This window comes from Streptomyces sp. NPDC020875 (assembly GCF_040641415.1).
Lineage (GTDB): Bacteria > Actinomycetota > Actinomycetes > Streptomycetales > Streptomycetaceae > Streptomyces.
This window is the reverse complement of record NZ_JBFADP010000005.1, coordinates 105,025-131,560: the sequence shown is the minus strand read 5'-3', so window position 1 is coordinate 131,560 and position 26,536 is coordinate 105,025. Positions and strand designations below refer to the sequence as shown.

22 protein-coding genes are annotated in these 26,536 nt (G+C 72.9%); 15 read left to right on the top strand and 7 right to left on the bottom strand.

The genetic code is table 11. From position 1 onward, the window contains the following. The first annotated feature begins 242 nt into the window (after positions 1 to 242). Complete coding sequence (locus AB0G74_RS04745) at positions 243 to 1,433, top strand: macrolide family glycosyltransferase (protein ID WP_361140742.1); 1,191 nt, start codon at positions 243 to 245, stop codon at positions 1,431 to 1,433. 45 nt (positions 1,434 to 1,478) lie between these two features. Here AB0G74_RS04745 and AB0G74_RS04740 read toward each other — a convergent pair whose 3' ends face one another. The 4 genes from AB0G74_RS04740 to AB0G74_RS04725 form a co-directional block, all read right to left on the bottom strand. Then, on the bottom strand, positions 1,479 to 1,949 hold the full coding sequence (locus tag AB0G74_RS04740) for a pyridoxamine 5'-phosphate oxidase family protein (RefSeq protein ID WP_361140740.1): 471 nt from the start codon (positions 1,947 to 1,949) through the stop codon (positions 1,479 to 1,481). 127 nt (positions 1,950 to 2,076) lie between these two features. Then, positions 2,077 to 2,751 (bottom strand): GNAT family N-acetyltransferase, encoded by a 675-nt coding sequence (locus AB0G74_RS04735; RefSeq protein WP_361140738.1) that lies wholly within the window; start codon positions 2,749 to 2,751, stop codon positions 2,077 to 2,079. Positions 2,752 to 3,048: 297 nt separating this feature from the next. Continuing rightward, on the bottom strand, positions 3,049 to 3,570 hold the full coding sequence (locus tag AB0G74_RS04730) for an ATP-binding protein (RefSeq protein WP_361140736.1): 522 nt from the start codon (positions 3,568 to 3,570) through the stop codon (positions 3,049 to 3,051). A 171-nt stretch (positions 3,571 to 3,741) separates the two neighbouring features. Continuing rightward, positions 3,742 to 4,113, bottom strand: coding sequence for an STAS domain-containing protein (locus AB0G74_RS04725; RefSeq protein ID WP_358825796.1), 372 nt, complete (start codon positions 4,111 to 4,113; stop codon positions 3,742 to 3,744). Positions 4,114 to 4,367: 254 nt separating this feature from the next. On the opposite strand from AB0G74_RS04725, the gene AB0G74_RS04720 reads away from it, so the two are divergent. The 6 genes from AB0G74_RS04720 to AB0G74_RS04695 all read left to right on the top strand — a co-directional run bounded on the left by AB0G74_RS04720 (position 4,368) and on the right by AB0G74_RS04695 (position 13,281). Then, positions 4,368 to 5,300, top strand: a complete 933-nt coding sequence (locus tag AB0G74_RS04720; RefSeq protein WP_361140734.1) for an RNA polymerase sigma factor SigF — start codon at positions 4,368 to 4,370, stop codon at positions 5,298 to 5,300. Positions 5,301 to 5,454: 154 nt separating this feature from the next. Beyond that, complete coding sequence (locus AB0G74_RS04715) at positions 5,455 to 6,966, top strand: DegT/DnrJ/EryC1/StrS family aminotransferase (RefSeq protein ID WP_361140732.1); 1,512 nt, start codon at positions 5,455 to 5,457, stop codon at positions 6,964 to 6,966. Then, entirely contained in the window at positions 6,959 to 9,262 is a 2,304-nt protein-coding gene (locus AB0G74_RS04710) for a lipopolysaccharide biosynthesis protein (RefSeq protein ID WP_361140730.1), read from the top strand. Before AB0G74_RS04715 ends, AB0G74_RS04710 begins: the two co-directional genes overlap by 8 nt. A 127-nt stretch (positions 9,263 to 9,389) precedes the next feature. Then, on the top strand, positions 9,390 to 11,396 hold the full coding sequence (locus AB0G74_RS04705; protein WP_361140728.1) for a glycosyltransferase: 2,007 nt from the start codon (positions 9,390 to 9,392) through the stop codon (positions 11,394 to 11,396). Continuing rightward, the gene (locus tag AB0G74_RS04700; protein ID WP_361140726.1) at positions 11,393 to 12,208 is read left to right on the top strand and encodes a hypothetical protein; all 816 of its coding nucleotides are present in this window, start codon (positions 11,393 to 11,395) and stop codon (positions 12,206 to 12,208) included. The genes AB0G74_RS04705 and AB0G74_RS04700 overlap by 4 nt, the downstream gene beginning before the upstream one ends. Positions 12,209 to 12,237: 29 nt before the next feature. Beyond that, positions 12,238 to 13,281, top strand: coding sequence for a glycosyl hydrolase (locus AB0G74_RS04695; protein WP_361140723.1), 1,044 nt, complete (start codon positions 12,238 to 12,240; stop codon positions 13,279 to 13,281). Between the two features lie 42 nt (positions 13,282 to 13,323). Here AB0G74_RS04695 and AB0G74_RS04690 read toward each other — a convergent pair whose 3' ends face one another. The 3 genes from AB0G74_RS04690 to AB0G74_RS04680 all read right to left on the bottom strand — a co-directional run bounded on the left by AB0G74_RS04690 (position 13,324) and on the right by AB0G74_RS04680 (position 16,722). Beyond that, a complete protein-coding gene (locus tag AB0G74_RS04690) occupies positions 13,324 to 14,133 on the bottom strand; it encodes a polysaccharide deacetylase family protein (protein ID WP_361140720.1) in 810 nt (269 codons plus the stop codon). Beyond that, complete coding sequence (locus tag AB0G74_RS04685; protein WP_361140718.1) at positions 14,130 to 15,473, bottom strand: glycosyltransferase family 2 protein; 1,344 nt, start codon at positions 15,471 to 15,473, stop codon at positions 14,130 to 14,132. Before AB0G74_RS04685 ends, AB0G74_RS04690 begins: the two co-directional genes overlap by 4 nt. A 94-nt stretch (positions 15,474 to 15,567) precedes the next feature. Then, positions 15,568 to 16,722 (bottom strand): GNAT family N-acetyltransferase, encoded by a 1,155-nt coding sequence (locus AB0G74_RS04680; protein WP_361140716.1) that lies wholly within the window; start codon positions 16,720 to 16,722, stop codon positions 15,568 to 15,570. Positions 16,723 to 17,187: 465 nt separating this feature from the next. On the opposite strand from AB0G74_RS04680, the gene AB0G74_RS04675 reads away from it, so the two are divergent. The 8 genes from AB0G74_RS04675 (at position 17,188) to AB0G74_RS04640 (ending at position 26,531) form a co-directional block, all read left to right on the top strand. Continuing rightward, positions 17,188 to 19,662 carry an ATP-binding protein gene (locus tag AB0G74_RS04675; protein ID WP_361140713.1) on the top strand — a complete coding sequence of 825 codons (2,475 nt, stop codon included), beginning with the start codon at positions 17,188 to 17,190 and terminating at the stop codon, positions 19,660 to 19,662. After that, on the top strand, positions 19,659 to 20,105 hold the full coding sequence (locus AB0G74_RS04670) for a roadblock/LC7 domain-containing protein (protein ID WP_361140710.1): 447 nt from the start codon (positions 19,659 to 19,661) through the stop codon (positions 20,103 to 20,105). Before AB0G74_RS04675 ends, AB0G74_RS04670 begins: the two co-directional genes overlap by 4 nt. Continuing rightward, the gene (locus tag AB0G74_RS04665) at positions 20,102 to 20,461 is read left to right on the top strand and encodes a DUF742 domain-containing protein (protein ID WP_358825806.1); all 360 of its coding nucleotides are present in this window, start codon (positions 20,102 to 20,104) and stop codon (positions 20,459 to 20,461) included. Before AB0G74_RS04670 ends, AB0G74_RS04665 begins: the two co-directional genes overlap by 4 nt. After that, on the top strand, positions 20,439 to 21,179 hold the full coding sequence (locus AB0G74_RS04660; protein WP_361140706.1) for an ATP/GTP-binding protein: 741 nt from the start codon (positions 20,439 to 20,441) through the stop codon (positions 21,177 to 21,179). The genes AB0G74_RS04665 and AB0G74_RS04660 overlap by 23 nt, the downstream gene beginning before the upstream one ends. Further along, positions 21,176 to 22,438 carry a cytochrome P450 gene (locus tag AB0G74_RS04655; protein WP_361140704.1) on the top strand — a complete coding sequence of 421 codons (1,263 nt, stop codon included), beginning with the start codon at positions 21,176 to 21,178 and terminating at the stop codon, positions 22,436 to 22,438. The genes AB0G74_RS04660 and AB0G74_RS04655 overlap by 4 nt, the downstream gene beginning before the upstream one ends. A gap of 479 nt (positions 22,439 to 22,917) precedes the next feature. Then, on the top strand, positions 22,918 to 23,859 hold the full coding sequence (locus AB0G74_RS04650; protein WP_361140701.1) for a VCBS repeat-containing protein: 942 nt from the start codon (positions 22,918 to 22,920) through the stop codon (positions 23,857 to 23,859). A 191-nt stretch (positions 23,860 to 24,050) separates the two neighbouring features. Further along, positions 24,051 to 24,992 carry a VCBS repeat-containing protein gene (locus AB0G74_RS04645; RefSeq protein WP_361140698.1) on the top strand — a complete coding sequence of 314 codons (942 nt, stop codon included), beginning with the start codon at positions 24,051 to 24,053 and terminating at the stop codon, positions 24,990 to 24,992. Between the two features lie 588 nt (positions 24,993 to 25,580). After that, positions 25,581 to 26,531: a VCBS repeat-containing protein gene (locus AB0G74_RS04640; RefSeq protein WP_361140695.1), complete on the top strand. Its 951-nt coding sequence runs from the start codon at positions 25,581 to 25,583 to the stop codon at positions 26,529 to 26,531. Positions 26,532 to 26,536: the final 5 nt, after the last annotated feature.

The window sequence follows — 26,536 nt, the reverse complement described above, 5'->3', positions numbered from 1 at the left end:
AGGGTCACCGGCATGTCCCTCTCCTTCGTCTACGCGCGGCACACCGTCCGCCTCCGGTCGTCGCACTGACCTCAGTGCCCGCGCCCGCCGCCGCCCGCACAGCGGACGGCTGAAACTCCGGCGTGCGCGGATCCACGCGTCGCGGCCCGTCTTTCCGTACCCGTACCGCTCGGCCGGTCCCGGGTCGGTCCGCCGCGTCCGTGTGATGTCAACCGTCTCCACAGTCGAAGCGAGTACTCCTCATGTCGCGTCAGCGCGCCCATATCGCGATGGTCGGTATCCCCGCCGTCAGCCACGTTCTGCCCAGCCTGGAGATCATCCGGGAGCTGGTGGCCCGCGGCCACCGCGTCACCTACGCCAATGACCCCGCGGTGGCTCACCTGATCGAGCCCACCGGCGCCGAACTCGTCCCGTTCTCCTCCGGACTGCCGGTCGCCGACAACGACTGGCCCGAGGACCCGATCGCCGCCATGACACTCTTCCTGGACGACGCGATCCGGAACCTCCCGGCACTCCGCGCCGTCTACGACCGCGATCCGGCCGACCTCTATCTGTACGACATCGGGTCCTACGCGGCCCGGGTGATCGCCGAGTCGCAGGGACGGCCCCTCGTCCAGCTCTCCCCCACCTTCGTCGGCTGGGACGGCTACGCGGAGGAGGTCGCGGTCCATATCTGGGCCCTGCCGGGCGCCGACGCGTACCGGGCGAAGTTCACCGACTGGCTGGCCGGTTCGGGCGCGACGACCCTGGACCTGGAGACCTTCAGCGGCCATCCGTCCCGCGGCCTCGCCCTGATCAGCCGGGCGATGCAGCCGAACGCCGACCGGGTCGACGAGAAGGCGGTGACCTTCGTCGGCCCCTGCTTCGCCCTCACCTCCGGCGCCTCCGGCACCTGGTCCCGCCCGGCGGACGCCGAGAAGATCCTGCTGGTCTCCCTGGGTTCGGCCGACACCCGGCACCCCGACTTCTACCGCGCCTGCCTGGCCGCCTACGGCGACCTCCCCGGCTGGCGGGTGATCCTCCAGATCGGCAAGTACACGGACCCGGCGGAACTGGGCGACATCCCGTCGAACGTCGAGGTCCACGACTGGGTCCCGCAGCGGGCGATCCTCGCCGGGGCGGACGCGTTCGTCACCCATGCGGGTATGGGCGGCTGCGGCGAGGGCCTGCTCGCGGGCGTCCCGATGATCGCGGTCCCCCGTACCTCGGAACAGGAGATGAACGCGGACCGTCTGGTCTCCCTGGGCGTGGCCCGCCGCTTGGACCCCCCGTCGGCCACCCCGGAGGCCCTCCGTACGGCCCTGCTCGACCTGACCGACTCCCCGGAGACCGCCGCCCGCTCGGCGGCCCTCCGCACCTCGGCGAAGTCGGAGGGCGGCACGACCCGCGCGGCGGACCTGATCGAAGCGACCCTGCGCGAACGGGCGCGGTAGCCCCCACGCGACGCCGCCCGGACCCCGGGCGGCGTCACCGGCGCGTCAGACCAGCCACTTCCCGCCGCGCATCAGGGTCCGCCCGGCCATCTCGGAAACCGTTCCCCACGCCTGCACCACCTGCGGGGTGACCTGGAAGAAGACATACGAGGGGTGGTCCCGGCGAGGGTCCCAGCCGTCTTTGGCGGCGAAGGCGTCGCCGACCCCGGCCGGAAGCTCCTCGCGGGTCAGCACGCGCGCGGTGCCGTGCATCAGGACCACGTCCCGGGTATGGCCGAAGCTGAGCCGGACCCGGCCCGAGGCGCACAGGTTGCGCCCGGTCGGATTGGTGTCGCGGGTGGCCAGCCAAACCGCCTCGCCGTCCCACCAGAAGGCCAGTGGAACGAGACACGGCTCACCGGTGGCGTCGGCGGTGGCGACCCATACGTCGTTGTCCCGGGCGAGCCGTTCCAGCGCCTCGCGCTTGCGCTGCTCCGGGCTACGGGGGCCGCTGGGACGGGAGTCGGCTGTCGTCATGCGGGGAGGCTATGACGTGCGGCGCCCCGCCACATCCGACGGCGGACCTACGTCGCACGGCGGAGGATCCCCTCGCCCCGAACGCACGCGAACAGCCGGGCGCGACAGCGGGCGGGCCGGGCACACCCTAGTTGACCGCCGGGGAGCGGGCGATCAGGACGTCGGCCTCGTGGTGCCAGCCGAGGGACGTGTAGAGGTGTCGGCCCTCTTCGCTCGCGATGAGGAGGCCGGTACGGGCGCCCTGGGAGAGGGCTGCCTCCGCGAGGGCGCTCATCACGGCGCGGCCCAGGCCGCGGCGGCGGTGGGCGGGGGCCGTCTCGATGCGGTCGGCGATCGCGTCGGGGCCGACCACGGCGATCGTGCCGGAGGCCGCGACCGTGCCGTCGGGGGCGCGCAGGGTGACGGTGGTGACCGGGCCCTCCGTGCGTACCTCGGGTTCGTACGGCGCGGCCGGCTCGTGGCGCGGATGGCCGGTGAGGTCGGTCGCCATCAGCCACTCGGAGCGGTGGAGCACCTCCAGTCCGGCGGCCCGTACGGCGGATTCGACGGTGTCGGGGTGGTGGGTGGGGACCGTGAGCCAGGTCGTACGCCGGGCGGAGGCCACGGTCTTCGCCAGGCGGGCCAGGGAGCCGGGATCGTCGTCGGCGCGGAGGGCGAACACCTCGACCTCACGGCCGGGCTGGTGGCATTCGGAGCGCAGACCGTCACCGGCCGCCCCGACCGGTTCGGCCGCCGGGACGGCTCGGGCCGTGGTCCAGCCGTGCAGCCACCGTCGTATCAGCTCTGGAGAGATCTCGGGCATCGGGCGATTAGAGCACGCGCGGACGGATTCGGAGCGGCCTTTTTCCCGGGGCGGGAGCCGGGGGACGTGCGGGGGCGGACGCGTAGAGGTGAGTCAGCCGTGAGGCCCGGCCCACCCTTCTCAAGCCGCGTGCCCTGGAGTGCCTCGTCCTGCCCTCGCCCCGGAGGGCGAGTGAGTCGAAGGGGCGCGTCGTGTTCTGGAAGGAGAACGCGCGCAGGCCGCGAGGTACGAGCGGTCGAGCACGATCGACTGAAGAACACGGCTGAAGCGCCCCGGAGGGGAACCGAGCCACAAAAATTACGGCGCCGCGAGTTCGGCCCAGACTGTTTTGCCGGGGGCTCCGGGGGTGCGGGTGACTCCCCAGTCGAGGCAGAGGCGCTGGACGATGAACATGCCGTGGCCGCCGGGGCGGCCGGCGCGGTGGGGGGTGCGGGGGGCGGGTTGGCCTGTGCCGCCGTCGGTGACTTCGAGGCGGAGGACTTTGCCGTCGCGGGTGACGCGGAGTTCGTCGGGGCCGTCCGCGTGCAGGCAGGCGTTGGTGACGAGTTCGGAGACGACGAGGAGGACGTCTTCGGCGGCGGCCCGGCGGTCGGCGCCCGCCGCGGGGAGCCAGCCCCAGTCGTAGAGGGCCTGCCGGGTGAAGTCCCGGGCGAGTGGGACGATGCCGCTGGCATCGGCCAGGGCAAGTCGGCGCACCTGACGTGTGGTGCGGCCCGGGACACGCGGCACGATCGTGTCGTACCGCCTGCTGGGGGCCTCGCCCCCGGCGTCGCTCGGTTCGGGACCGAGATCGCCCGCCTGTGGCCGGGTGGTGCTCATCAGCGCTTCACCTCACCGATTCACCGGATCGCCTGCTTATTGGAGTTCAGGTTGCCCGGCGGCGCGCGCCCCGCACAGGTCCTGTGGAATCTCTCCTGCCCCGCTGATCGGTGACGACACTCACCCTCGCCAGGAGCGGAAAAGTCCGCGTTCGTACGCGGAAGGTGCTGCTCAGCCGTCCAGGGCGGCCTCGACGGTTTCGTGGACGGTGAAGACGGCGCCCGCTCCGGTGATCTCCAGCACCCGGGCGACGACGGGCTGCATCGCGGCGAGGTGGACGCCGCCTCCGGCGGCTTCGGCTTTGAGCCGGGCCGTGAGCAGGACGTTGAGTCCGGTGGAGTCGCAGAAGTCGAGCCGGGAGCAGTCGACGACGAGTCGTGACCTGCCGTCGGCGAGGGCCTGGTCGAGGGGGAGGCTGAGCAGTTCGGCCGTATGGTGATCCAGCTCACCTGCCGGGGCGAGGACGGCGCTGCGGCCCTCGGTCCTCACGTCGACCCGGAGGCGGTCCTGACTGACGCCGCCCATGGCGGTAGCGCGGTCCATGTACGCCCCTTCACGCATGTGATGAGGTTCCGACTTTACGCCTTCTGAGCACCCGGAAGCCATGCGGCATCCCCTCAACACCCCAGCAAAGCGGACATTTTGCACAAACAACATTTGCATCGAGTGGGGAGAACCGGGTAGGGCTTGTAAACACACCGCAACGGGACCGTCCCAGGACCGGCATTGGAGGCGCCGCTCACCGCAGCTCGCAATGGGCTTCGGCAGCCTTATGCCGAGAACGATGGAGGAGACTCATGTCACCCCGGCTCGACGCACTGGTAACCCCCGCCACCGCGCCGACGGCACAGGAAGCATCAGCGACCGCAGTAGCAGTACCCGAAGCACCGCACACGACGGCCGCGCCGGAGACGCCGGACCCGCTCGCCGGCCTCGGTCTTCCCGAGGTTCCCTTCGACGAGATCGGTCCGGTCGACGCCCGTGCCCTGTCGAAGACGCTCTTCGCCCGCCTCCACGAACTGGAGGAGGGGACGCACGAGTACTCGTACGTCCGTAACACCCTCGTCGAACTGAACCTCGCGCTGGTCAAGTTCGCCGCCTCTCGGTTCCGCTCCCGCAGCGAGCCGATGGAGGACATCATCCAGGTCGGCACGATCGGCCTGATCAAGGCGATCGACCGGTTCGAGCTGGCCCGCGGGGTGGAGTTCCCCACCTTCGCGATGCCGACGATCATCGGCGAGATCAAGCGCTTCTTCCGGGACACCAGCTGGTCCGTCCGGGTGCCGCGCAGGCTGCAGGAGCTGCGGCTCGATCTGGCGAAGGCCGGTGACGAGCTGGCCCAGCGGCTGGACCGCTCCCCCACGGTCGCCGAACTCGCCGAGCATCTGGGACTCTCCCGCGACGAGGTCGTCGAGGGCATGGCCGCCAGCAACGCCTATACGGCCAGCTCCCTCGACGCCCAGCACGAGGAGGACGACACCGAGGGCGCGCTGGCGGACCGGATCGGCTACGAGGACCACGGACTGGAGGGGATCGAGTACATCGAGTCCCTGAAGCCCCTGATCGCGGGGCTCCAGCCGAGGGACCGTAAAATCCTGTCCCTGCGCTTCGTCGCGAATATGACGCAGTCGGAGATCGGTGAGGAGCTGGGCATCTCCCAGATGCATGTCTCCCGGCTGCTCTCCCGGACTCTGGTCAGGCTGCGCAAGGGGCTCACCCTCGAAGAGTGACCCCCCGGTCGACCATGGTGTGACGACGGCGCGGAGCCGAAGCCTCCGCCGATGACGGAAGCAGGGCCCCTCCCCCGGGAGCGGGCCCTGCTTCCGTCATTGACGCGGCCGACCGGCGTGGTCCACATTGGCGACGGGTTCTTGGGGGGACGAAATGGCTCAAGGGGTGGGTCGGCCGCCGTCCGTATCGTCCTCGTCGCCTTTCGCGGCGATCGAGGAGATGATGCGGGCCCGGCTGGGCCGCGACTGTCTGTACGTACCGTCGTGCCGGCTCGGCATGTATCTGGCGCTCCGGCACTGGGTGAAACCGGGCGGCCGGGTACTGATGGCGCCCGTCAACGACGACGTCATCTTCTTCGTGGTGCTCGCGGCCGGGCTGAAACCCGTGATGGCGCCGGTCCACCACCAGGACGGCTCCATCGACGTGGCCGCCATCCCGGACGCCACCTGGGAGGGCCTCTCCGCGGTCCTCACCGTCAATATCTACGGCAATCCGGACCCGATGGAAGCCCTTCGCTCCCGCTGCCATCTGATGGGCATCCCGCTGATCGAGGACTGCGCCCACGCCATCGGCACCACCGTCGGCGGCAAGCTCGTCGGCACCTTCGGCGAGGCGTCCACATTCAGTCTCGGCAAGCATCTGGGCGCCCGGACCGGCGGCATTCTCGCGGTCGCCGATCCGCGGACCCGCCGGACGCTCGAAGCGGCCAGGGACGAACTGCTGGCCCCGTCGAGCACGGTCTCCGAGCTGGCGTACGGCATCCGCCCCTATCTGGAGTCCGCCGTCCGCGGGCTCCGGCTGACATCGCTGGCCTGGGCCGTGGTCCGGATGCTGGGGATGGAGGAGCGGGGGCCCGAGATCCGGATGCCGCTGCGGGCCGCCCAGTTGGTGGAGGCGCTGAACCACGCCCCGGCGCTGCTCCCCTTCAACGACTGGGTCAAGGTCGATATGCACGACTACCGGATGCGGCCCGGTCCGCTGCGGCTGCGCCGGACGGAGCGGATGCTCGCCGGACTCGACCCCCTGCTGGAGGAGTACCGCTCGGGCACCGCGAAGCTGCTGGCGTCCCGGTGGGCGATCCGGCGGCCCGGCCCCGTACAGCCCCTGTTCCAGGTGCCGCTGCTGGTCGAGGACCGGGAGGGGACCCGGAATCTGCTGCACCGCAACCGGATCCACACCGGCTATCTCTACGATCCGCCGCTGGACGTCTACGCCGCCGCCTTCACCGAGCACTCCCGGACGCCGGAGGCCGCCGAGTGGTTCGGCAAGCACGCGATGCCCGCCGACCCGCTGAAGGCCGACAAGATCCTCAAGGTTCTCGACCGGGCCGGGGTGGCGCCCGCGCCGCCGTTCACACCGCGGCAGCGCGGCGGGCATCCGCTGTCCACCGGCCGGAAGGTGCGGCGGCCCTCGTCGCGGACCCTGACGACCGAGGCGTTCAGCCCGTATCCGGAGGCCCAGGACGCCGCCGGGCCCGTACCGGCACAGACCCCGATATCCGGTTCGCCCGTACAGTCCGGGATACCTGGTTCACCCGGTTCCTCCGGTTTTGACGAGCAGTCGACGATGCAACTCCGCGCCGCGGATCTGGTCCTGGAGGACCACACCGTCCAGATCCGGACCCCGGCCTCCCCGGGTCCCTTCCCGGGCGAGCCGCGTGTCTGACACCGATACAACCCGGCTGCGCACGCTGCCGGACCCGTCCGACACCATGATGCTCCGCAGGGTCCCCTGGTCGGCGGCGGTCGCCGCCCCGCACCGCCCCGCCGCCCCCGGCGACGACCGGGGCGGCGACGGCGACGGGGAGGGCGCGCGGTCCGACGAGGGCGGCGGCGACTCGCTCTTCCGCAACGCCTACGCCCTGATGCTCTCCACGGCCGTATCGGCCGCCCTCGGCCTCGGCTTCTGGCTGGTGGCCGCCCGCTACTACTCCCAGGAGGCCGTCGGCGAGGGCTCGGCCGCGATCGCCGCGATGCGGCTGCTGGCCTCGGTCACCGCGACCACGATGATCGGCGCCGTGGTGCGCTACGTCCCCCGGGCCGGGCGCCGCACCGGCCCCCTGGTGTGGCGGATGTACCTGGTCAGCTCGATCGTGGTGACCGTCGTCTCCACCGGCTTCCTGCTCACCCTGCCGCTCTGGGGCGATTCGTACGAACCACTCGGCGGGCTCTGGCCCGGGGTGGCCTTCGTCCTGTCCTGTGTCGGCTGGGCGCTGCTCACCCTCCAGGACGGCGTACTCACCGGGCTCCGCCAGGCGTTCTGGGTGCCCATCGGCAACGCCGTCTTCTCCATCGGCAAACTGCTGCTGCTCGCCGCGTTCGCCACCGCCCTGCCGGTGCTGGGGATCTTCGTCTCCTGGGGCGCGGCGATCGCCTTCTCCACCGCCCCGCTGGCGTGGCTGATCTTCCGCAGGCTGATCCCCCGGCAGTCCGCCGCCGACCGGGACCGCGAACCGCCCCGGCTGCGGGAGATCGCCCGGTTCCTCGCGGGCGACTCCGTCGGCGCCATGTTCTCGCTGGCGATGATCAATCTGCTGCCGGTGATGGTGGCGGTCCGCTTCGACGCCACCGACAACGGCTACTTCTACATCGCGTACACCGTCGGCGGGACGATGGAGTTCATGGCCATCAACATGGCCTCGTCCCTCACCGCGCACGCCTCGCACAGCCCCGAGACCCTCGCCGCCGGGGTGCGCGGGGCGCTCCGCCGGATGGCGCTGCTGCTGGTCCCGGTGGTCGGGGTGCTGGTCCTCTTCGCCCCGCTGATCCTGGCCCCGTTCGGTGCCTCGTACGCCGAGAACGGGACGACCGTGCTGCGGCTGCTGGCCGCCGCCGCGCTGCCCCGGGTCGCCGTCGAGCTGTATATCGGCGTCCTGCGGGTCCAGGGCAGGACCGGGATGCTCGCCGTCGTCCAGGGCCTGATGTGCGCCCTGGTGCTGGGCAGCGCCGCGATGATGCTGGGCCCGGCGGGGATCTCCGGGGCGGGCTGGGCGATGCTGCTCTCCATGCTGGTGATGGCCGTGGTGGTCGCGCCGGGGCTGCGCGGCGCGCTGGCGGGCAAGGAGCCGGCGCCGTCGAAGCTGTGGGCGCGGCTGGTGGCCCGGGGGCCCGCGAAGAAGGCCGAGTACGGCTCCGACTGGGCGCGGAAGGCCGCCGAGCGGCGGGACCGGGTGGCCCGGGACGAGGAGGAGTACGGCGCCGCCTATGTGTGGAGCGGCCACGACACGGCGACGCCCGCGTTCGGTATCCCCGTCTTCGTACCGCCGGAGCCGAAGGAGACCGTCCCGGTCGAGCAGCCTTCGGGTCCGGCGGAGTCCCGGGTCGCGCTGGCGCTCTGGCTGCTGCTGGGTCTCGCGGTGGCCCTGTTCTGGGGTCCGCTGCTGGCGGCGCCCGATCTGCCGCCGTCGGCCGTGCTCTCCGGCAAGGAGCTGCTGAAGGCACTGCCGCCGGTGACGGTGGCGGCGGTGGTGCTGCTGATCGTGGTGCAGAGCGCGGCGCTGTCGCTGCTGCGGCCCAGGGCCGGGCTGCTGTCGGCGGCGTCGGTGGTGACCTTCGCCGCCCTGCACACCGCGCCCGCCGCGCTGGGCTGGGAACCGGAACCCGCCGACGGCGCGTGGTACGAGACCCTCGCCCGGTTCCTGGGGGCGGCGGCGGGCTGGTCCGATCCGGAGGGCGCGCTGCGCTGGCTGCCGACGGTGAGCCAGTTCTTCCTGCTGGTGGCCCTGATGGCGCTGGCCAGGACGTTGCGGGTGCCCGAGGAGGCGCAGTGGGGCGCGCTGTGGGTGCTGGTGGTCTGCGGCTGGGCGCTGCAACGGGCCCTGGCCCCGGTGGCGCTGCCGCTGCAACTGCTGCTGACGGTCGCCGTGCTGGCCCTGATCGTGACCCGGGCGGTCCGGTCGTCCCGTACATCCCTTGAGGGGGCCGGGCGGTCGAACGCCGGGGACGGGCGGCGGGCCGGATGACCGGGCGGACCGGATGAGCGGCCGGAGCCCGGCCCGTACGACCCCCTCGGGACCGCCGCCCGAGCCCCCAGAACTCCATGAGCAGTCGAGCCGAACGTGCGAGACCGAGAACCATCCGAGGTGAAGCGTGCAACGACCATCCGCCGATTCCGGCAGACCGGGGCCGGAGTCCGGGCGCACCGCCCCGTCCGGGCGGCGCCGCCGGGGCGACGGCACGCCGGGGCCCGTGGTGGACCAGCCCACCATGGGGCTCTCCGTGGCCCGGCTGCGCGCCTCGGTGAACAGCGGCGGTACGCGTACGGGTACGGCTCCGGGCGGGCCCGGCGGCGGGTCCCCGGGCGGGTCGCGGCGCGCGGGGCGGAGTGAGCGGCGGGCGGCGGCGCCCGACCGCCGGACCCTGATCACCCTGGCCGCCCCGCTCGCCGCCGCCCTGCTGCTGTGGGCGATCGCGGTGGCCGTCGTCGATGTCTCCGACCTCTCCGACTTCGGTCTCTTCCGCGAGCTGCCGATCGTCTTCTGGCTCGGGCTCGCCGTGCTGACCGGCGGCTTCTGGTACGTCGTCCGCGATCCCCGGCGGAGCCAGTGGTGGCCGCTGGCGTACACCGTGGGTCTGCTGGTCTTCGAACGCGCCACCCAGGCCGTGGTCTATCCGACCCCGCTGTACGCCTGGGCGTGGAAGCACGACGCGATCATCGAGCATCTGCTGGACGCCGGACGGCTCCAGCGGGGCGCCGAACTGCGCGAGATGGCCGTCTACGACCAGTGGCCCGGCTTCTTCACGGCCCAGGCGGCGCTGGTCGATCTGACCGGCGCCGAGAACGCGCTGGCCTTCATGTCCTGGTGGCCGCTGCTCTCCAGTCTGATGCTGCTGCTGCCGCTGCTGCTGGTCTACCGCACCTTCACCCAGGACCGGCGGCTGATCTGGACCGCCGTCTGGATCTTCTACGCGGCCAACTGGGTCGGCCAGGACTACTTCTCGCCGCAGTCGCTGGCCTTCGCGCTCTACCTCGGGGTGATCGCGGTCGCGCTGCGCCGGGCGGAGGCCCCGGCACCGGGCCGCCGGGCCCGGCAGATGGTGTGGACGGCGCTGCTGATCCCGCTGATCGCGGCGATCGTGGTGGCGCATCAGCTCACCCCGGTGATGCTGGTGGTCAGTCTGGCGGCGCTCTGTGTGATGGGGCGCTACCGGGACTGGACCCTGGTGATCGTGCTGGTCCTGGTCTTCGCGGCATGGAATCTGACCGCGTCGCTGCCGTTCCTCAGGGAAGCCGTCCCCGACATGATCAAGTCCTTCGGGGACGTCGGGAGCAATCTGGAGCGGGGGTACGGCTCCGTGCCCACCGGCTCCGGGGCGCTGTTCGCCTCCTGGTCGGCCCGGTTGCTGTCGGCCGCGGTGGTACTGCTGGCGGCCGTCGGGGTGTTCCGGGGCGGGAAGCCGCTGCGTACCCGGGCCAGGCCGCTGCTGCTGCTGGCCGCCGTACCGCCGCTGCTGGCGGTCGCCAACGGCTACGGCAGCGAGATGATCTTCCGGGTACTGATGTTCATGCTGCCCTACCTCGCCTTCTTCGCCGCCGTGGCGCTGCTGCCGGTGACCAAAGAGGCCAGGGCGTCGGCGGAGCGGCCCCGGCTGGAGACCGGGATCCGCTACGGGCTCGTCCCGGCGGTGGTGCTGGTGGTCCTCACGGCGCTCTACGTACCCAGCTATATGGGCAAGGACCGGCTGAGCTACTTCCCGCCCGCCGAGGTGAAGCTGGTGAAGGACCTGCTGCGGACCGCCCCCAAGGGGTCCCTGGTGGTGGCGGCGCACCGGAACTATCCGGCGGCGTACGACCGCTACTGGGACGTGGACCACTACTGGTTCCTGGACGACGCCAAGTTCCATGTCGACGACATCGTGAAGGCCCCGGCCAAGACGCTGGCGAGCGATATGTCGGGCGTACGGCCGCCGGGTGAGGCGTACTTCCTGTACACCCGCGCCCAGGTGGCGAACTCGGAGATGAACGGGCTGCTCACCGCCGAGCAGATGGCCGCCATCGAGAAGGACGTGGCGGCGTCGCCGCTGTTCGAGAAGGTCGCGGGCAATGACGCCGGGGTCGTGTACCGGCTGAAGCGCGCGTCGGGGAGGGCGTCATGAGACCGGGAGACGGTACGGGACGGGGTCCCGGGCAAGGCGGGCGGGGGCCCGCCGAGGGGTCGTACGGCGGCGGGTACGAGCCGCGGGAGCCGTCCGGGACGCCCGGGCGGGGCCCGGAGCCGTACGGCGACCCGCACGGGCCGGGCGACCGGGCGAACCGGCCGGGTCGCCGGCGCCGCCGGGAGCCGGGCGCCGGACCGGCGTTCCCGCCGCCGGCGCAGGCGGGGCCGCCGCCCGCGCCCGGGTCCCCGCCGGGACCGCCGCCGCAGGCCCGGCCCGGGCCCGCCACCGGCCCGTCCGCCGGGCCACCGCCCGGACGGGGCCGGACCGGGGCGGCGCCGCGCGGCCTCGGCTCCGTCGCGGACATCGATCTCACCGACCGGGAGGCGCTGGCCGTCCGGTTCGGCCCGGTCGCCGCCGGACTCGTCGCCCTGCTCGCCACCGTCCTCCCCGACGGCAACCTCCTGCGCTGGCTGCCGATCTCCGTCTTCCTGCTGGCCGGACCCGGGGTCGCGGTGCTGCGGGTCTGCGCGCCCCGGCTTCGCCGCGACCGGGCCGTCGGCCCCGAGGACGACTGGGAGACCGGCTTCGACGACGGTTCGGACCGGCTGGAGCTGGCGATGCTCGCCCTCTTCCTCAGCATGGGACTGACCGTGCTGACCGCCACGGGCCTGATCGCGGTGGAGTCCTTCAGCGGAACGGGCGTCCTGCTGCTGCTCCTCGGTCTGACGGCGATCGCCGCCGCATGCCCGCAGCTCCCCGAGGGCAGACATCGTTACGAGGACCCGGCGCCCCCCGCCAGGGGGAAGTGACCGGCGCGCACCGAAAGGCACCACCGCACGTGAAGAACCACGGCAGGCTGTGGATCGCGCTGTCCGCGGCCCTCGTGGGGGCGCTGCTGCTGGGCGCCGTCGCCCTGGCGGGCACCACCCCGCGCGAGGACGCCCGCCCCTCGCCCGACTCCCCCGAGTGCCGGGCGACCGAGCTGCTCGTACCGCCGTGCGGCGCGTGGTTCGGCGCGTACGTCCGGCACGAGAAGCCGGAACTGGTGGCGAAGGTCCGGGAGTACGAGGAGCGGATCGGACGGAAGCTCGACATCGTCTACGCCTACCACGACATGTCCACGGACGATCTCGAAGGGCAGCTCGTCACCGAGCAGGAGCGCGAGGTCGGGCAGGAGCGGATGCTGCTGCTGTCGTGGGAGAGCAAGTGGTGGGGCGGTACGGACGCCCAGCAGCCGCGCTGGACCCAGATCTCGTCGGGGGCGCTCGACGAGAGCGTGATCGACGTCCAGGCGCGGCGGGTGAAGGCGTACGGGAAGCCCCTCTTCCTCTCCTTCGACCTGGAGATGGACACCCGGATCCCGGCGGCGGGCACCCCGGCCGAGTTCGTCGCCGCCTGGCGGCACATCCACGACCGGTTCGCCGAACTGGGCGTCACCAATGTGGTGTGGACCTGGACGATCACCGGCTATCCGGGGAACAACGAACTCTTCCCCCGGCTCTATCCGGGGGACGAGTACGTCGACTGGATCGCCTACAACCGCTACAACTACTACCGCTGTCACGACACCGACTGGGTCTCCTTCGGGGAGACCCAGTACGAGGTGCACCGCTGGATCCGGCAGCACATCTCGGCCGACAAGCCGCTGATGCTCTCCGAGTTCGGCTCGGCCGACGATCCGGAGCGGCCCGGCAGGCAGGCCGAGTGGTACGAGGAGGTGCCGTCCGTGGTGAAGGAGCTGGACGGGGTGCGCGCCGCCCTCCAGTGGAACTGGCGCGACCCCGGCCCGCACTGCGATCTGTCGCTGGCCCGGGACTCCTCCTGGCAGAGCCTGGCCGACGCGGTGGCGGATCCGTACTTCCGCCAGAACCGCCCCTGGTGACCGGGGTCCGAGGGGCGGTCGACCTGCCGGGCGGTCGCCCGGTCAGCCCGCGAAGACCGGTCCCCGGACCGCCGCCCTGGCCCGCCGGTACCAGCGCCACCCCATGGTCTTGACGCTCTCGGGGAACGGCGCGACGGGCACCCCGCCGCCCGCCAGCCAGCCCTCCACATCGGCGGTGGTGTGGGTCCGGCGGATGATCAGCCGGGCGATCCGGTAGGCGTCGTCGGTCTCCGAGCTGAGCGCGTGCCGGACCGCGACGGCCGAGGTGTAGCCCGCGCGCAGCGCCGCCCGCCGCACGCCCCGGCTGCTGTAGCCGTGCGGATAGGCGAGATGGGTCACCTCGTGGCCGAGCAGGTCCTCCAGCACCTCGCGGGGCTCGCGCAGCTCCCGTTCCAGGGCGCCCTTGCGGAGGGTGTCGAGCTGGGGGTGGGTGACGGTGTGCGTACCGATCTCCATCCCGTACTGCTCCAGCAGCGGAACCTGGGAGAGCGTCATCATCGGCGCGGGCGGCAGCAGGCTCCGGCCGCCGGGGGTGATCGCCCCGGTGGTCAGATAGACCGTCGACGGCAGGGACCGTTCCGCCAGCGCCTCCGCCGTCGGCCCCGGCAGATCGGCGAAGCCGTCGTCGATGGTGATGATCACCGGCCGGTCCGGCAGCGGGGCGCCGCCCGCGAGCCGCTCGACCAGCGCGCCGACGGTCACCGGCGTCCGCCCGCTGGCGACCACCGCGTCGAGCTGGTCGGTGAACTGGCGCGGGGTGACGGTGAATTCGGCGATCCACTCCGGCGGGTCCTCCATGACCGCGTGGTACAGGAGAACGGGGATGTACGGACCGTTCGCGCGGTCGTTCATGGCTGCTCCTCGCCCCGTGGCTCCCACGGCGGCCGGACGCCCCGCACCTGGCGGCGCGCCTTGGCGTAGCCCAGGGGTCCGGCGAGCATGCCCCGCCGCTCCAGCCGGGACAGTTGCCGTGGCCACGGATAGTCGTGCGTGCCGTGTGCCCCGGGTACGGCGGCGCCGCCGGAGTCACGGTGTGCGGTGATCGTACGGGCGCGGGCCAGGCCGCGGGGAAGTTTCCGCAGCAGCGACGGGAGCAGTGCGGGGCGGCGGACCAGGACGGCGGTGAGATAGGCGGTGAGCCCGGCGCCGTAGCCGTACGCCTGGTTGGTGAGGTCGCCCCAGGTCTCGCGGTGGTGGTGCCAGACCAGCGCCTCGGGGCTGTAGCGGAGCCGGTATCCGGCGGTGAGGACGGCGACGAAGGCGTAGAGGTCGTCGCCGCCGCGGGCGGGGGTGCCGGTGCCGGTGGCCGGGTCGAAGCCGCCGGCGGCCCGCAGGGCGGCGGCCCGGAAGGCCATATTGGCGCCGGAGCCGAAGCTGCCCGCGGTGAACGGGAAGAGGGGTTCGTCGGCGGGCGGCAGCGCCGGGTCGTAGGTCCTGGCGGCGAAGCCCTTGGCGAAGCCGCCGTGGCTCTCCAGCAGGATCTGGGCCGGGGTGCCGAGCCGGGCGGGGAGGATGAGGCCGGTGGTGCAGCCGAGTCCGGGGTCGTCGGCGAAGGGCCGGGTGAGTTCGGTGAGCCAGCGGGGGTCGGCGATCACATCGTCGTCGGTGAAGGCGACGATCTCGCCGTCGGCGGCGGCGACGCCCCGGTTGTGGGCGATCGCCAGGCCCGGGACGGGCTCGGTGACGTAGCGGACGGGGACGGCCCGGTCCGCGTACTCCTGGGTGACGAGTTCCTCGGTGGCGGTGGTGACGGGCGCGTTGTCCACCACGACGATCTCGAAGTCGGGGTGGTCCTGGGCGAGCAGGGAGTCCAGGGCGTGGGCGAGCCGGTCGGCGCGCTCCCGGGTGGCGACGACGACGCTGGTACGCGGCGGGGTGCCGGTGGCCGGGGAGGGCACGGGGATCCCGGTCCTGGCGAGTTCGGCGCGGGCGTGGGCGGCGACGGCGTCGGCCGGGTTCTTGCCCGCGGGGACCGTACAGACGACGGTGGCGACGGGGCGGCCCCCGACCCGGACCAGGGCGTAGACGTCGTCGCCGCTGTCGATCGCGGCGGCGGGCGGGAGCGCGGGCCCGAAGGAGAGGACCTCGCCGTCGGGACCGGCCAGATCGAGCTGGGCGACCCGGATCGGGGTGGGCGGGGCCGGCGGTGGCTGCGGCGCCGGTGGGCGCGGCGCGGGCGGCTGGGATGTCACGGGTACGGGGTTCTTTCCTCGGGGCTCGGAAGCGTACGGGCGGTACGGGTCGCGCCGGGGCGGGGGCCCGGGAGCGGGCGGGGCGGGCGGCCGGTCAGGGGGTTTCGCGGCGGCGGTCACGGAGCTTCGCGAGGCCCACCAGGGTCCGCTGGGCGCGGGCCGCGAGCCGGGGCCGGTCGCGGACGAAGCCCTGGGCGCGGCGCGGGGGTTCCCGGAGCAGCCAGTGCAGGGCGGCGCCGGGGCCGGGGCGGACGGCCGCGCCCTCGTGGACCCGGAGCAGCCGGGTGTGCAGGGACTCCTTGTACTCGGCGTCGCCGCGGCCCATGTCGAGGACGTCGATCCCGGCCGCCGCGGCGCCCTCGGCCATCCGCAGATGGAGCACGAGCCCCGGCGAGTACTTGGCGAAGGCCGGGTCGTAGGCGGGGAACCAGCAGGCCAGCTGGGTTTCGGAGCGGAGTCCGAAGTGCGCGGCGACCGGGGTCTGCCCGGCGTAGAGCACCGACAGCACACCGGAGCAGCCGGGGTCGTCCGCGCCGTGCAGCCGCCGGACGAGTTCGGCGATCCACGCCTCGGCGAACCGGTCGCCCCGGCCGGTCCGCCGGTACTGGGCCGACTTCCACGCCATCAGCGTGGCCAGCACCGCCGGGTCGCGCTCGTCGAAGACGAACCGGACGTCGCCCGTCTGCCGGGCCAGCCGCCGCTCCTTGGCGAGGGTGGTCTTCAGGAACTTCGGGGCGCGGACGCGCAGCTCGTCCTCGTAGGCCCGGTAGCCGTGCGAGACGTCGATCGCCGGGGAGCGGAACGTTGCGGCGGCCCCGTCGGTGAGGACTTCCTGGCCGTCCTCCAGATTGTCGAACTCCCAGACGGAGAGTCCGCAGGCGGCGAGGAGTTCCCGGGTGGTGACGGCGAGACCGGGGCGGAGGACCGCGCCCTGGCAGTCGGAGACGCCGAAGCCGATCGCCCGGCCCCGGCCGAACGCGCCGCGTTCGAAGGGCAGGAATCCGACGGGCTCGTCGTTCCTCCACAGGATCGCCACCCGGGCCCCCGGGCGGACCCGGCCGACGGCGAGGGTGAAACCGGGCTCCATGAAGGGGCTGGCCGGGGTACCGGCCGCGATCCGCTCCCGGCGGATCGCCCGCCAGCTCCCGATTTCGCGTTCGCCCAGTTCGGCGGGTGTGACGAGCTGGATCCGCAGCCCCCGGACGCTGGTGCCGCGATGGCGCGTTTCCGGTATGTCGACAAGGCTCATTGACCCCCGGCCTCCCCTGAGAATTCCCGGACAGGACGGTACCGGGCCATAACCGACAGGATAGACAGCCCTCCGGAAGGTGTGCCGGAGGTGTGAAGACGTGGAGGACGACGTTACCCGCGGGAATGCCGGTTCCGTCCCCCGGGTCGCTTACGACCCTGTCCCGGCTTGCCCAACTGATATTCGAACGCGGTCGGTTGATCGTAGGATTCACCCCGCTCCCGTCCCCCTGCGGGAGCCGATGTGTCCGGGAAGGACTCCGTCTTCCGTGACCTCTTCAGCGACTGTCGCCCGCATTCGCCCGTATTCCTCCGCCCCCGCACAGTTCCGTCCGGCCGGTGAGCGTTCAGCCGCCGCTCCGGATGTCTTCACGATCGGTTCCGGTTCGGAAACCGGAACCGGAACCAAACCCTTGCCCGGCACCGGGGCCGGGACCCCCGGGCCCGCCGCCTTCACCGGCCGCAGATGGTGAGCCGGGCCGCCAGGGCCGCGGCGAAACCGGTCCGTACCCCCGTCTGGTGGCCGCTGTCCACCCTCGTCGCCGTCGCCGCCGGAGCCGTACTCGCCGCCCAGCACACCCCTGTCGACCGGCAGCGGATCGTCACCGGCGCCGCCGTCGGCGCCGGGCTGCTGCTGCTCTCCTGGACGCTCTTACTGGCCCGGCTGCTCCGCGGCAGGCGCGGCCGGTGGGCCGCCGACCGGCGGACCGCCGAGGCACGCGCCGCCGAGGTGGCGCGGCTGGCGGCCGTACGCGCCCCCGCGATCGCCGAACGCCGCCGCGCCGGTCTCGGACTCGGCCCCGACGACGTACCCGGCCCTCTCTCACCGGCCGCCGACACCGGTGAGGAGTTCGCGGCGGACATCGCGTCGATCGTCGCGGCGCTCGGCTCGGACGAGGCCGTACGCCGGGAACGGGCGCTCCGCGACGCCGTCCAGGCGGCCTTCGAGTCCGTGGCCCGCCATATGCACGCCATGGCCACGGTGCAGCAGCAGGTCCTGGACGAGGTCGAGCAGAGCATCGAGGACCCCGGGCTGATGGCCGGGGTGATGCGGGCGGACCACGCCGCCGCGCAGATGACCCGGAAGGCGCAGACCCTGCTGGTGATGTGCGGGGTGTGGCCCGCGCGGCGGGAGAGCGGCCCGGTGTCGCTGTACGACTGCGTACGCGGCGCCCAGTCCCGGATCGTGGAGTTCGGCCGGGTCGAGGTGCACGGCGCCCGGAATCTGTACGTCGTACCGCCCGCGGTCGAGGGCGTGATGCACACCATCGCCGAACTGCTGGAGAACGCGACGGTCTTCTCACCGTCCAGGAGCCGGGTCGTGGTCACCGTCCGCGAGGTGGGTTCCGGCGCGGTGGTGGAGATCGACGACGCGGGTGTCGGCATGCCGCCCGATGTGCTGGAGCGGGCCGCCGCCCGGATCCGGGACGAGCTGGATCTGGCGGAGCTGGGCGCGGTACCCCGGCTTGGCCTCGCCTGTGTCGGCCGGTGGACCCGCGAACTGGGTTTCGGCGTCGAGCTGTCGGGGGCTTCGGCGTACGGCGGGACCCGGGCGGTGGCGTTCCTGCCGTATCCGCTGCTGACCGAGCCGCTGTCGCACTTCTCCCGGGGCTCGGAGGCGCGGGGCGACCCCGATTACCCCGACTATGCCGACTATGCCGATACGGACGCCGACGCGGACTTCTACGGCGGGGCGGGGCGTACGAGGCCGTACGGACCCGGCGGCCGGGGATACGCGTACGGAGCCGGGACCGGCGTCCCGGCGGACCGGGAGCCGGGCCGTGGCGGCGAAGGCCGGTACGGCGCGGGGCCGTACGGTTCCGAAGGCCGCGGGGCGGTACGTGCCCGGGGCCGGGACCACCGCCCGGAACCGCTGCCGGGGCCGCCGGCGGGGCAGTTGTCCGAGCGGCGGCCCGTTCCCGCGCCCGGTCCGGAGCCGTACGACGGGGACTTCCCCGGACCCGGACCGGGACCGGTTCCGGGACCGGGGCCGCGCGCCGGGGACACCTCCGGCCGGTACGGGACGCACGCCGACGGCCTGCCCGGGGCCGGGTCCGGGGCGGACTCCCGGATCTCCGCCGGTCCGGGAGCCGGTTACGGAACCGGTTCGGGAGCCGGGGTTCACGGCGGGGTAACCGGGCCGGAGTCCGGGGCGTACGCCGGACCGTACGCCGGGGGCTATGACGCGGCGGACCCCGTGCCGCCGTCCGGTGCCTCGCCCGACCGCTCCGACCGCTCCGACCGCTCCGGCCGTCCGGGCGCGGCGTACGGCAGCCGTCCGCAGCAGGCCCGTTCCTGGGGCGCCCCCGGTCCCGGCCCGGGTACCGCGCCCGGTCTCGGCACCGGTCCCGGTTCCGCCGGGGAGACGCGCGCGGCCCTGCCGCGCCGCCGCAGCCGCCGGGGCGCGGCCGTCGAGGCGGCGGCCCGGCAGGCGCTCGGCCCCCGGACCGAGCAGGCGCTCCAGCCCGCGCCCGCGATGCCCGAACGGACCGTGGTCTGGACGCCGGACGACGCCCGGGCGTCCGTGACGAGCGTGCTGGCGGGGACCCGTAAGGGCCGGGCGGCCGTCGCCGGGGAGCGGGCGGACGCGGAGGCCAGGGACCGGGAGCTGGCCCGGGACCGGGCCGTCCGGGACCGGGCACGCGAGCCGGACGCCACCACCGGGCCGGGGCACACCGCCGAACTGGAACGGGAGCGGGAACAGGCCCGGCGCCGGGCCCGCGCGCGAGCCTGGGCCGACGAGCCGCCGCCCCCCGGCGACCCCGGGGCTCCCGGCGATCCCGGCGGATCGGGGGACCCCGGCGGGCGGCCCCCGGCCCGTACCGCCCCGGCCCCGGCTCCGGCGGCGTACCGGACGTACTCCGTCTACGACCCCGCCGGTGAGCCCGAACCGCCCGCCGACACCGACGAACCCGATATCCACCATGGAGGCAGACCGTGACCGGTCACCTTTCGATCCTCCCCGACGTGGGGTGGATGCTCAGGCCGCTGATCGAGATCCCGGGCGTACGGCACGCCGTCGTCGTCTCCGAGGACGGGCTGCGGCTCGGCCACGCGTCGGCGCAGCGGCTGACCGGCCCCGTCGGGGAGTTGAGCACGGCCCAGGCCGAATCCCTCTCGGCGGCCTGCGCGGCGATGAACATGACGGGCAGATCGACCACTTCGCTGCTGTTCGGCGCGGGTGCCGGGATGCGGCAGCTGATGCTGGAGTCCGAGCACGGCTTCGTGCTCTTCTCGCAGGCCGGGGCGGGCGCCCATCTGGCCGTGGCGACCGGCACCGACGCGGATATCGGTCTGGTCGCCCAGCAGATGCAGCTTCTGGTGGCCCGGATCGGGGCCCACTTGAGCAGCAGGCCGAGGGACCCCGTGGCCGACCCCTCATGACCGGCCGCCCGCGGGAGCGGACCACCCCGGCGGTACGCCCGTACGTGATCACCCGGGGGCGGGCGGGCACCGGCGGGGCGCCGCTGCCGTGGGAGACCCTGGTGACGGCGGCGGACGTGCCGTTGCCGGACTCCCTTCTCCCGGAGCATCTGCTGATCCTCCGGGAGTGCCGGGGGCTGCTGTCGGTGGCCGAGATCGCCGCGTATCTCGGCCAGCCGCCGCCGGTGACGCAGATCCTGCTGGCCGACCTCGTCCACTGGGGTCTGGTCGTGCTCCGTCCGCCCGTACCACCGGCCGACCGCACCGATGCGACCATGCTGAGAAAGGTCCTCCATGGCCTCGAACGCCGTCTCTGACCCCTGGGGCCGGGACACCCCCGGCGCCCCGGGTCCGGGACACCACGCGCCGCCCGCCGCCCTCCACTCCGGCGAGACGGGCGACTCCGGCGAGTCCGGCTACTCGGGCGACTCCGGCAAGTACGTCTCCGCGAGTGTCAGGGGCGCGGCGAAGATCCTGATCGTCGGGCCGCTGGGCGTCGGGAAGACGACGCTCATCGGCACCGTCTCCGAGATCAAGCCGCTCTGTACGGAGGCGGTGATGACCGAGGCGGGCGCCGGGGTCGACACCCTGATCCGGGCCGGGAAGACCACCACCACCGTCGCCCTGGACTTCGGCCGGATGACGATCGACGGCGCCGTGGTGCTCTATCTCTTCGGCACCCCCGGCCAGCAGCGGTTCCTGCCCGCCTGGCGGGAGCTGGCCCGGGGCTCGCTCGGCGCGCTCGTCCTGGTCGACACCCGCGACCCGGCGGCGGCCTTCGACGCGCTCGGCAACCTGGAGGACCTCGGGCTGCCGTTCGCGGTCGCCGTCAACGACTTCCCGGGCAGCCCCCGCTACCCGGAGGACGAACTGCGCGGCGCCCTCGACCTGCTGCCCGGCACCCCCCTGGTCCACTGCGACGCCCGCGACCGGCGCTCCGCCGTCGGCGCGCTGATCGCCCTGCTGCGGCATCTCATCGACGAGCAACCGGAACGGGCCGGGGCCCGGCCGGGCCCCGGAGACGGCCCGTCGTGAGCTATCCGCCGCAGCACGCCCACCCGGCGTCGCGTACGCCCGGCGGCCGGTGCCCCACGGCCCCCGCGCTCTACGGGCCGGAGCCCGACGGCGACGGGCTGCCCGCCTTCTACGCGGAACTGCGCCGTGAGTACGGGCCGGTGGCGCCGGTGACCCTGGCACCCGGGGTCTCCGCCTGGCTGGTGATCGGACACCGCGAGGTGCTGCACGTGGCCCGGGAGGAGCAGGACTTCTCGCACGATCCGCGCCGCTGGTCGCTGCCCCGGGAGGGGCGGGTACTGCCGGAGTCGCCGGTGATGCCGGTACTCGGCTGGCGCCCGGCACTGCTCTACGCCGACGGGCAGCAGCACCGCCGGATGCGGACTGCGGTGTCGGAGACGATCGCCGGGCTCGACGGCCACGAACTGCGGCGGGGCGTACGGGCCGCGGCCGAGGAGCTGATCGCGGCCTTCGCGCCGAGGGGCGAGGCGGACCTGGTCGCGCACTACGCGCAGAAACTGCCGTCCCGGACCGTCGTCCGGCTGCTCGGCCTCGACGAACGGACCGGGCAGCAGCTGATCTGGGCGATCACGGGCACGGTCGCGGCCAACGCGGACTCCGCCAACGCGGGCCGCCGGATGAGCGCCATCCTCGCCGAACTGGTCGCGGACCGGCGCCGCGCCCCCGGCCCCGACCTGGCCTCCGCCCTGCTGGCCCATCCGGCGGACCTCTCCGACGACGAGGTACAGCACAACCTCGCGGTGATGTTCCTGGCGGGCCATCACACCACCGTCAACTGGATCTCCGCGACACTGCGCGTCCTGCTCTGCGACCCGGCGTTCCGGTCGTCCCTGACCGGCGGCCATCTGACCGTGGACGACGCCCTCGACCTCGTACTGTGGCGGCATCCGCCGACCCAGCATCTGCCCGCCCGCTACGCCACCCGGGACCTGGTACTCGCCGGGCGCGCGGTCCGCGCGGGCGATCTGCTGCTGCTCGGCCTCGCGGGCGCCAACCAGGACCCGGACGTCCTGCCCGAGAACGGCGTCCCCGTCGTCGGCAACCGCTCCCATCTCTCCTTCGGCGCCGGTCCGCACACCTGCCCGGCCCAGGACCCGGCCCGGCTGATCACCCGGACCGCCGTCGACACGCTGCATCACCGGATTCCCGACCTCCGGATCTCCGTTCCGGAACCGGATCTGCCGTGGCTGCGCTCTCCCTGGAGCAAGGGCCTGGCGGCGCTCCCGGTCAGGTTCGCGCCGCGCCCGTCGGCGGCGTAGCGGCGCCGCGTCCGGCGACCCGGCGGCCCGGCGTCCCGACTCCGGGGGTATGTGCGAGATTTCCGGGACCCGGCGTACAACCATCTCCGGGGTACGGGGGTCAAACACGTGTCAGGACAGTCCGGTTGGGCTGTCCGACCACCGGAGGCAGCCGGTCCGGGACCGGGTCCGGGACGGGGCGCGCGACCGAGTGCGCCGCCGGGTCCGGGACGGGTCCCACGACGACCGCGATCCGGTGGCTATCACGGGGGGATTCAACGGGGGATTCCCCGCGATCGGCTGCGTACCGGTCCGGGGAAACGGGTGATCATCGGCCCGAGGTGTCCGGAAAACCGGCTTTGACCAGCACCGATACCCCGACTTCCCCAAGTACCCAATGAAATAAGTTGATTGGGACGAGGAAGGGCGCGAATATTCAAAACGTGATGAACAGCCCCGGTAAGGGCGGTTCATCCCCATTCGCATACGGGGTGAAGTACATGACCACCAGCAACTCCCTCCGCACGGGCCTCCTCTCCCGTGCGACCGTCGCCGCCCTCACGGCGGCCCTCGTCGCCACCGGCACGAGCGCCGTCGCGGCCGACCGGCCGGACTCCGCCGACCGCGGGGCCGGACGGCTCGCGTCCGAACTGGCGGAGCGCGGCGCGCGGGCGGCCGGGGCCGACGGCCGGAACGCGGCGCCCGGCGCCGCCGAACAGCGCGCCCTCTACGCCTTCGACGGCGGGATCCTCTACGGCTACGCCCCCGACGGCGCCGGCGGCTACCAGGCCCGCCAGCGGCTCGGCTCGGGCTGGGAGACCATCAAGCACGGCGCCCAGGCCGACAACGACGGCGACGGCTTCGCCGACGACGTCTGGCTCTGGGACCGCGGGGGCTATCTGCACTACTCGGCCTCCGAGTCCGCCGAGGCCATCGTGGTCGGCGGCGGCTGGAACATCTACAACCACACCTTCTCGCCGGGCGATCTGAACGGCGCCCCCGGCGCCGAACTGCTCGCCCGCGACAGCGCCGGGGTCCTCTGGATCTACGCCGGCCACGGCGACGGCCGGGTCGCCCCGCGCGTCCGGGTCGGCGGCGGCTGGAACGTCTACGACCGGATCGCCGGGCTCGGCGATCTGACCGGCGACGGCAAGGCGGACATCGTCGCCGTCGACAAGGCCGGGGACTTCTGGCTCTACGAGGGCACCGGCGACCACCGGACCCCGTTCAAGCCCCGTACCAAGACCGGCTGGGGCTGGCACGTCTACAACGCCGTGGTCGGCGCCGGGGACCTCGACCTCGACGGCCGGAGCGATCTGATCGCCCGCGACCGGGCGGGCGACCTGTGGCGGTACTCCGGCACCGGCGACGCCACCACGCCCTACAAGCCCAGGGTCAAGATCGGCACCGGCGGCTGGAACGCCTACCGCTCACTCTTCTGACCCGTACCGGGAGGGCCGGTGTCCGGCGACGGACCCCGCCCTCCCGGCCCACAGACCACACGGCCCGCCCCTGATGGGCCGTGCGACCCACCGGGGAGGCCGCGCCTCCACCCGGAGACGCGGCCACCTCACGCCGCGGCCCCTCCTCGGGAGACGGCCGCTTTTCCATACATCATTCGGAGCGATATTTCATGACAAAGACCGCTGTCAATCGTACGGGCGCGCTGTCCCGTCTCACCGTCGCCGCCCTCACCGCCGCCCTCGTCGCCACCGGCACCAGCGCCGTCGCGGCCGACGGACCGGGCACGACTCCGTCGAAGGCGGGCAAGGCCGCCGCCGCGTTCACCAAGGCGGGGAAGGCGAAGGCACCGGCGGAGTCCGGCAAGTCCGCCGCCGCCAACGTCCCCGGCGAGTTCCGCTGGCTGCACGCCCTCGACGGCTCCACCGTCTACGAGTACGCGCCCGACAACGCCGGGGGCTACCAGCCGCGCAGCTGGGCCACCGACCAGTGGACCTACGTCAGGCACGCCCAGCAGGTCGACAGCAACGGCGACAACGCGGTCGACTCCCTCTGGGTCTGGGACACCGACGGCTACATGGCCTACTCCAGCCCGACCGACTTCGCCGAGGTGGGCCACGGCTGGAACATCTACAACAAGATCATCTCCACTGGGAACCTCGGCGGCGCCCCCAGCGGCGATCTGATCGCCCGCGACGCGGCGGGAGACCTCTGGCTCTACCTCGGCTACGCGGACGGCCGGATCACCGCCCGGCAGAAGATCGGCGCCGGCTGGAACATCTACAAGAACATCGCCGGAAGCGGCGACTACACCGGCGACGGCAAGCAGGACATCGTCGCGGCGGACAACGACGGGGTCCTCTGGCTCCACCCCGGCACCGGGGACTACACCAAGCCCTTCGCACCCCGGGTCCGGGTCGGCGGCGGCTGGAACACCTTCAACAACCTGGTCGGCGTCGGCGACCTCGACCGGGACGGCACGAACGACATGATCGCCCGGGGCACCGACGGCACCCTGTGGCGCTACTCGGGCGCCGGGAACACCACCGCGCCCTTCAAGCCGCGCGCACAGATCGGTACCGGCGGATGGAACAGCTACCGCCTGATGTTCTGACCGACGACCCCACCTGGGACTGACCGGGCAGACGGGGGACTCATGACGGGAGGCCGCGCCGCTCGGGGGACGCGGCCTCCTCCCCGTACCCCCGGTCCCGCACTCCGAAAAAAATCTTCACCGGGCGTACAACCCTCCCCCACCCTCACGGGTCGTACCTCTGTGTCGGCCCGTTTTCCCGGGTCGGCCCACCCGGCCCAGGGGCGGCTCAGCGCCGCGCCCCGGCGGGTGACGACGGGGGATTCGACCGGGGGTACTTCTTCATGAACCGGCACTGCCCGGGGCATCGGCCCGGGGGTATCACCGGCCTGACGGAAAATTCCGTGCTTATCACCGGAACCAACGCCTTAAGGTAAACCGTCGTCATCAGTACGACACGGCCGGAACCGTTCGACCGTACGCCTCCATGCGCGTCCGGAACGGGACCTCGGCCTCCGCGTCGCAACCGACCGTCGAGGCCGTCAACGCCCCGCTTCCCGACTCCGGTCAATTGGGGTTGACCGTTGTAGAACGCATGGAAAGATAGCCAAACGTAGTGAACCTTCCAGGGGGGAAGTTCACTCCCTAACTCTCTCGGAGTGGCATTTAATGGCAAAGACTGCCTTCAACCGCACGGGCGCGCTGTCCCGTGTCACCGTCGCCGCCCTCACCGCCGCCCTCGTCGCCACCGGCACGAGCGCCGTCGCGGCCGACAACCCGGGTAACACCCAGGGCACTCAGTCGACGGCCGCCGCCGTGGCCGCCGACCTGGCCGAGGCCAAGAAGCAGAAGGCGCCCGTCAGCGGCCGCAGCGTCGCGAAGGCCAGCGCCGCCGCCGAGTACCGCTGGCTGAACGGCGTCTCCGGTGGGAACGTGTACGACTACGCGCCCAACGGCACCGGCGGCTACGACGCCCGTGAGTTCGTCACTGACGGCTGGAACGCCATCAAGAACGCCCAGCAGGCCGACCACGACGCCGACGGCGTGATCGACGGCATCTGGATCTGGGACAGCACCGGCTACCTGGCCCACGCGTCCGAGGCGGGTGCCACCAATGTCGGCGGCGGCTGGAACACCTTCAACAAGGTGATGTCCCCGGGCAACCTCGGCGGCGCCGCCAGCGCCGACCTGCTCGCCCGTGACAGCTCCGGCAACCTGTACCTGTACCTGGGCTACAGCAACGGCAAGGTCGCCCCGCGCGCCAAGATCGGCACCGGCTGGAACATCTACAGCCAGATCGCCGGCGTCGGCGACCTGACCGACGACGGCAAGGCCGACATCATCACGGCCGACAAGTCCGGCGTGCTGTGGATCCACCCGGGCACCGGCGACTACAAGAAGCCGTTCAGCGCCCGCGTCAAGATCGGCGGCGGCTGGAACACCTTCAACAACCTGGTCGGCGTCGGCGACCTGGACTTCGACGGCCGCAGCGACATCGTCGCCCGTGACAAGGCGGGCGCCCTGTACCGCTACTCGGGCACCGGTATCACCAAGGCCCCCTTCAAGCCGATGGTCAAGATCGGCACCAGCGGCTGGAACACCTACCGCCTGATGTTCTGACCGGA

What these genes read in the sequence shown, in the direction of transcription:
- AB0G74_RS04725 (WP_358825796.1), bottom strand. Translation starts at nt 4,113, where the DNA reads ATGGACCGCGCTACCGCCATGGGCGGCGTCAGTCAGGACCGCCTCCGG.
- AB0G74_RS04640 (WP_361140695.1), top strand. Translation starts at nt 25,581, where the DNA reads ATGGCAAAGACTGCCTTCAACCGCACGGGCGCGCTGTCCCGTGTCACC.
- AB0G74_RS04660 (WP_361140706.1), top strand. Translation starts at nt 20,439, where the DNA reads ATGGCCTCGAACGCCGTCTCTGACCCCTGGGGCCGGGACACCCCCGGC.
- AB0G74_RS04665 (WP_358825806.1), top strand. Translation starts at nt 20,102, where the DNA reads ATGACCGGCCGCCCGCGGGAGCGGACCACCCCGGCGGTACGCCCGTAC.
- AB0G74_RS04645 (WP_361140698.1), top strand. Translation starts at nt 24,051, where the DNA reads ATGACAAAGACCGCTGTCAATCGTACGGGCGCGCTGTCCCGTCTCACC.
- AB0G74_RS04675 (WP_361140713.1), top strand. Translation starts at nt 17,188, where the DNA reads ATGGTGAGCCGGGCCGCCAGGGCCGCGGCGAAACCGGTCCGTACCCCC.
- AB0G74_RS04735 (WP_361140738.1), bottom strand. Translation starts at nt 2,751, where the DNA reads ATGCCCGAGATCTCTCCAGAGCTGATACGACGGTGGCTGCACGGCTGG.
- AB0G74_RS04740 (WP_361140740.1), bottom strand. Translation starts at nt 1,949, where the DNA reads ATGACGACAGCCGACTCCCGTCCCAGCGGCCCCCGTAGCCCGGAGCAG.
- AB0G74_RS04700 (WP_361140726.1), top strand. Translation starts at nt 11,393, where the DNA reads ATGAGACCGGGAGACGGTACGGGACGGGGTCCCGGGCAAGGCGGGCGG.
- AB0G74_RS04720 (WP_361140734.1), top strand. Translation starts at nt 4,368, where the DNA reads ATGTCACCCCGGCTCGACGCACTGGTAACCCCCGCCACCGCGCCGACG.
- AB0G74_RS04690 (WP_361140720.1), bottom strand. Translation starts at nt 14,133, where the DNA reads ATGAACGACCGCGCGAACGGTCCGTACATCCCCGTTCTCCTGTACCAC.
- AB0G74_RS04680 (WP_361140716.1), bottom strand. Translation starts at nt 16,722, where the DNA reads ATGAGCCTTGTCGACATACCGGAAACGCGCCATCGCGGCACCAGCGTC.
- AB0G74_RS04650 (WP_361140701.1), top strand. Translation starts at nt 22,918, where the DNA reads ATGACCACCAGCAACTCCCTCCGCACGGGCCTCCTCTCCCGTGCGACC.
- AB0G74_RS04715 (WP_361140732.1), top strand. Translation starts at nt 5,455, where the DNA reads ATGGCTCAAGGGGTGGGTCGGCCGCCGTCCGTATCGTCCTCGTCGCCT.
- AB0G74_RS04730 (WP_361140736.1), bottom strand. Translation starts at nt 3,570, where the DNA reads ATGAGCACCACCCGGCCACAGGCGGGCGATCTCGGTCCCGAACCGAGC.
- AB0G74_RS04745 (WP_361140742.1), top strand. Translation starts at nt 243, where the DNA reads ATGTCGCGTCAGCGCGCCCATATCGCGATGGTCGGTATCCCCGCCGTC.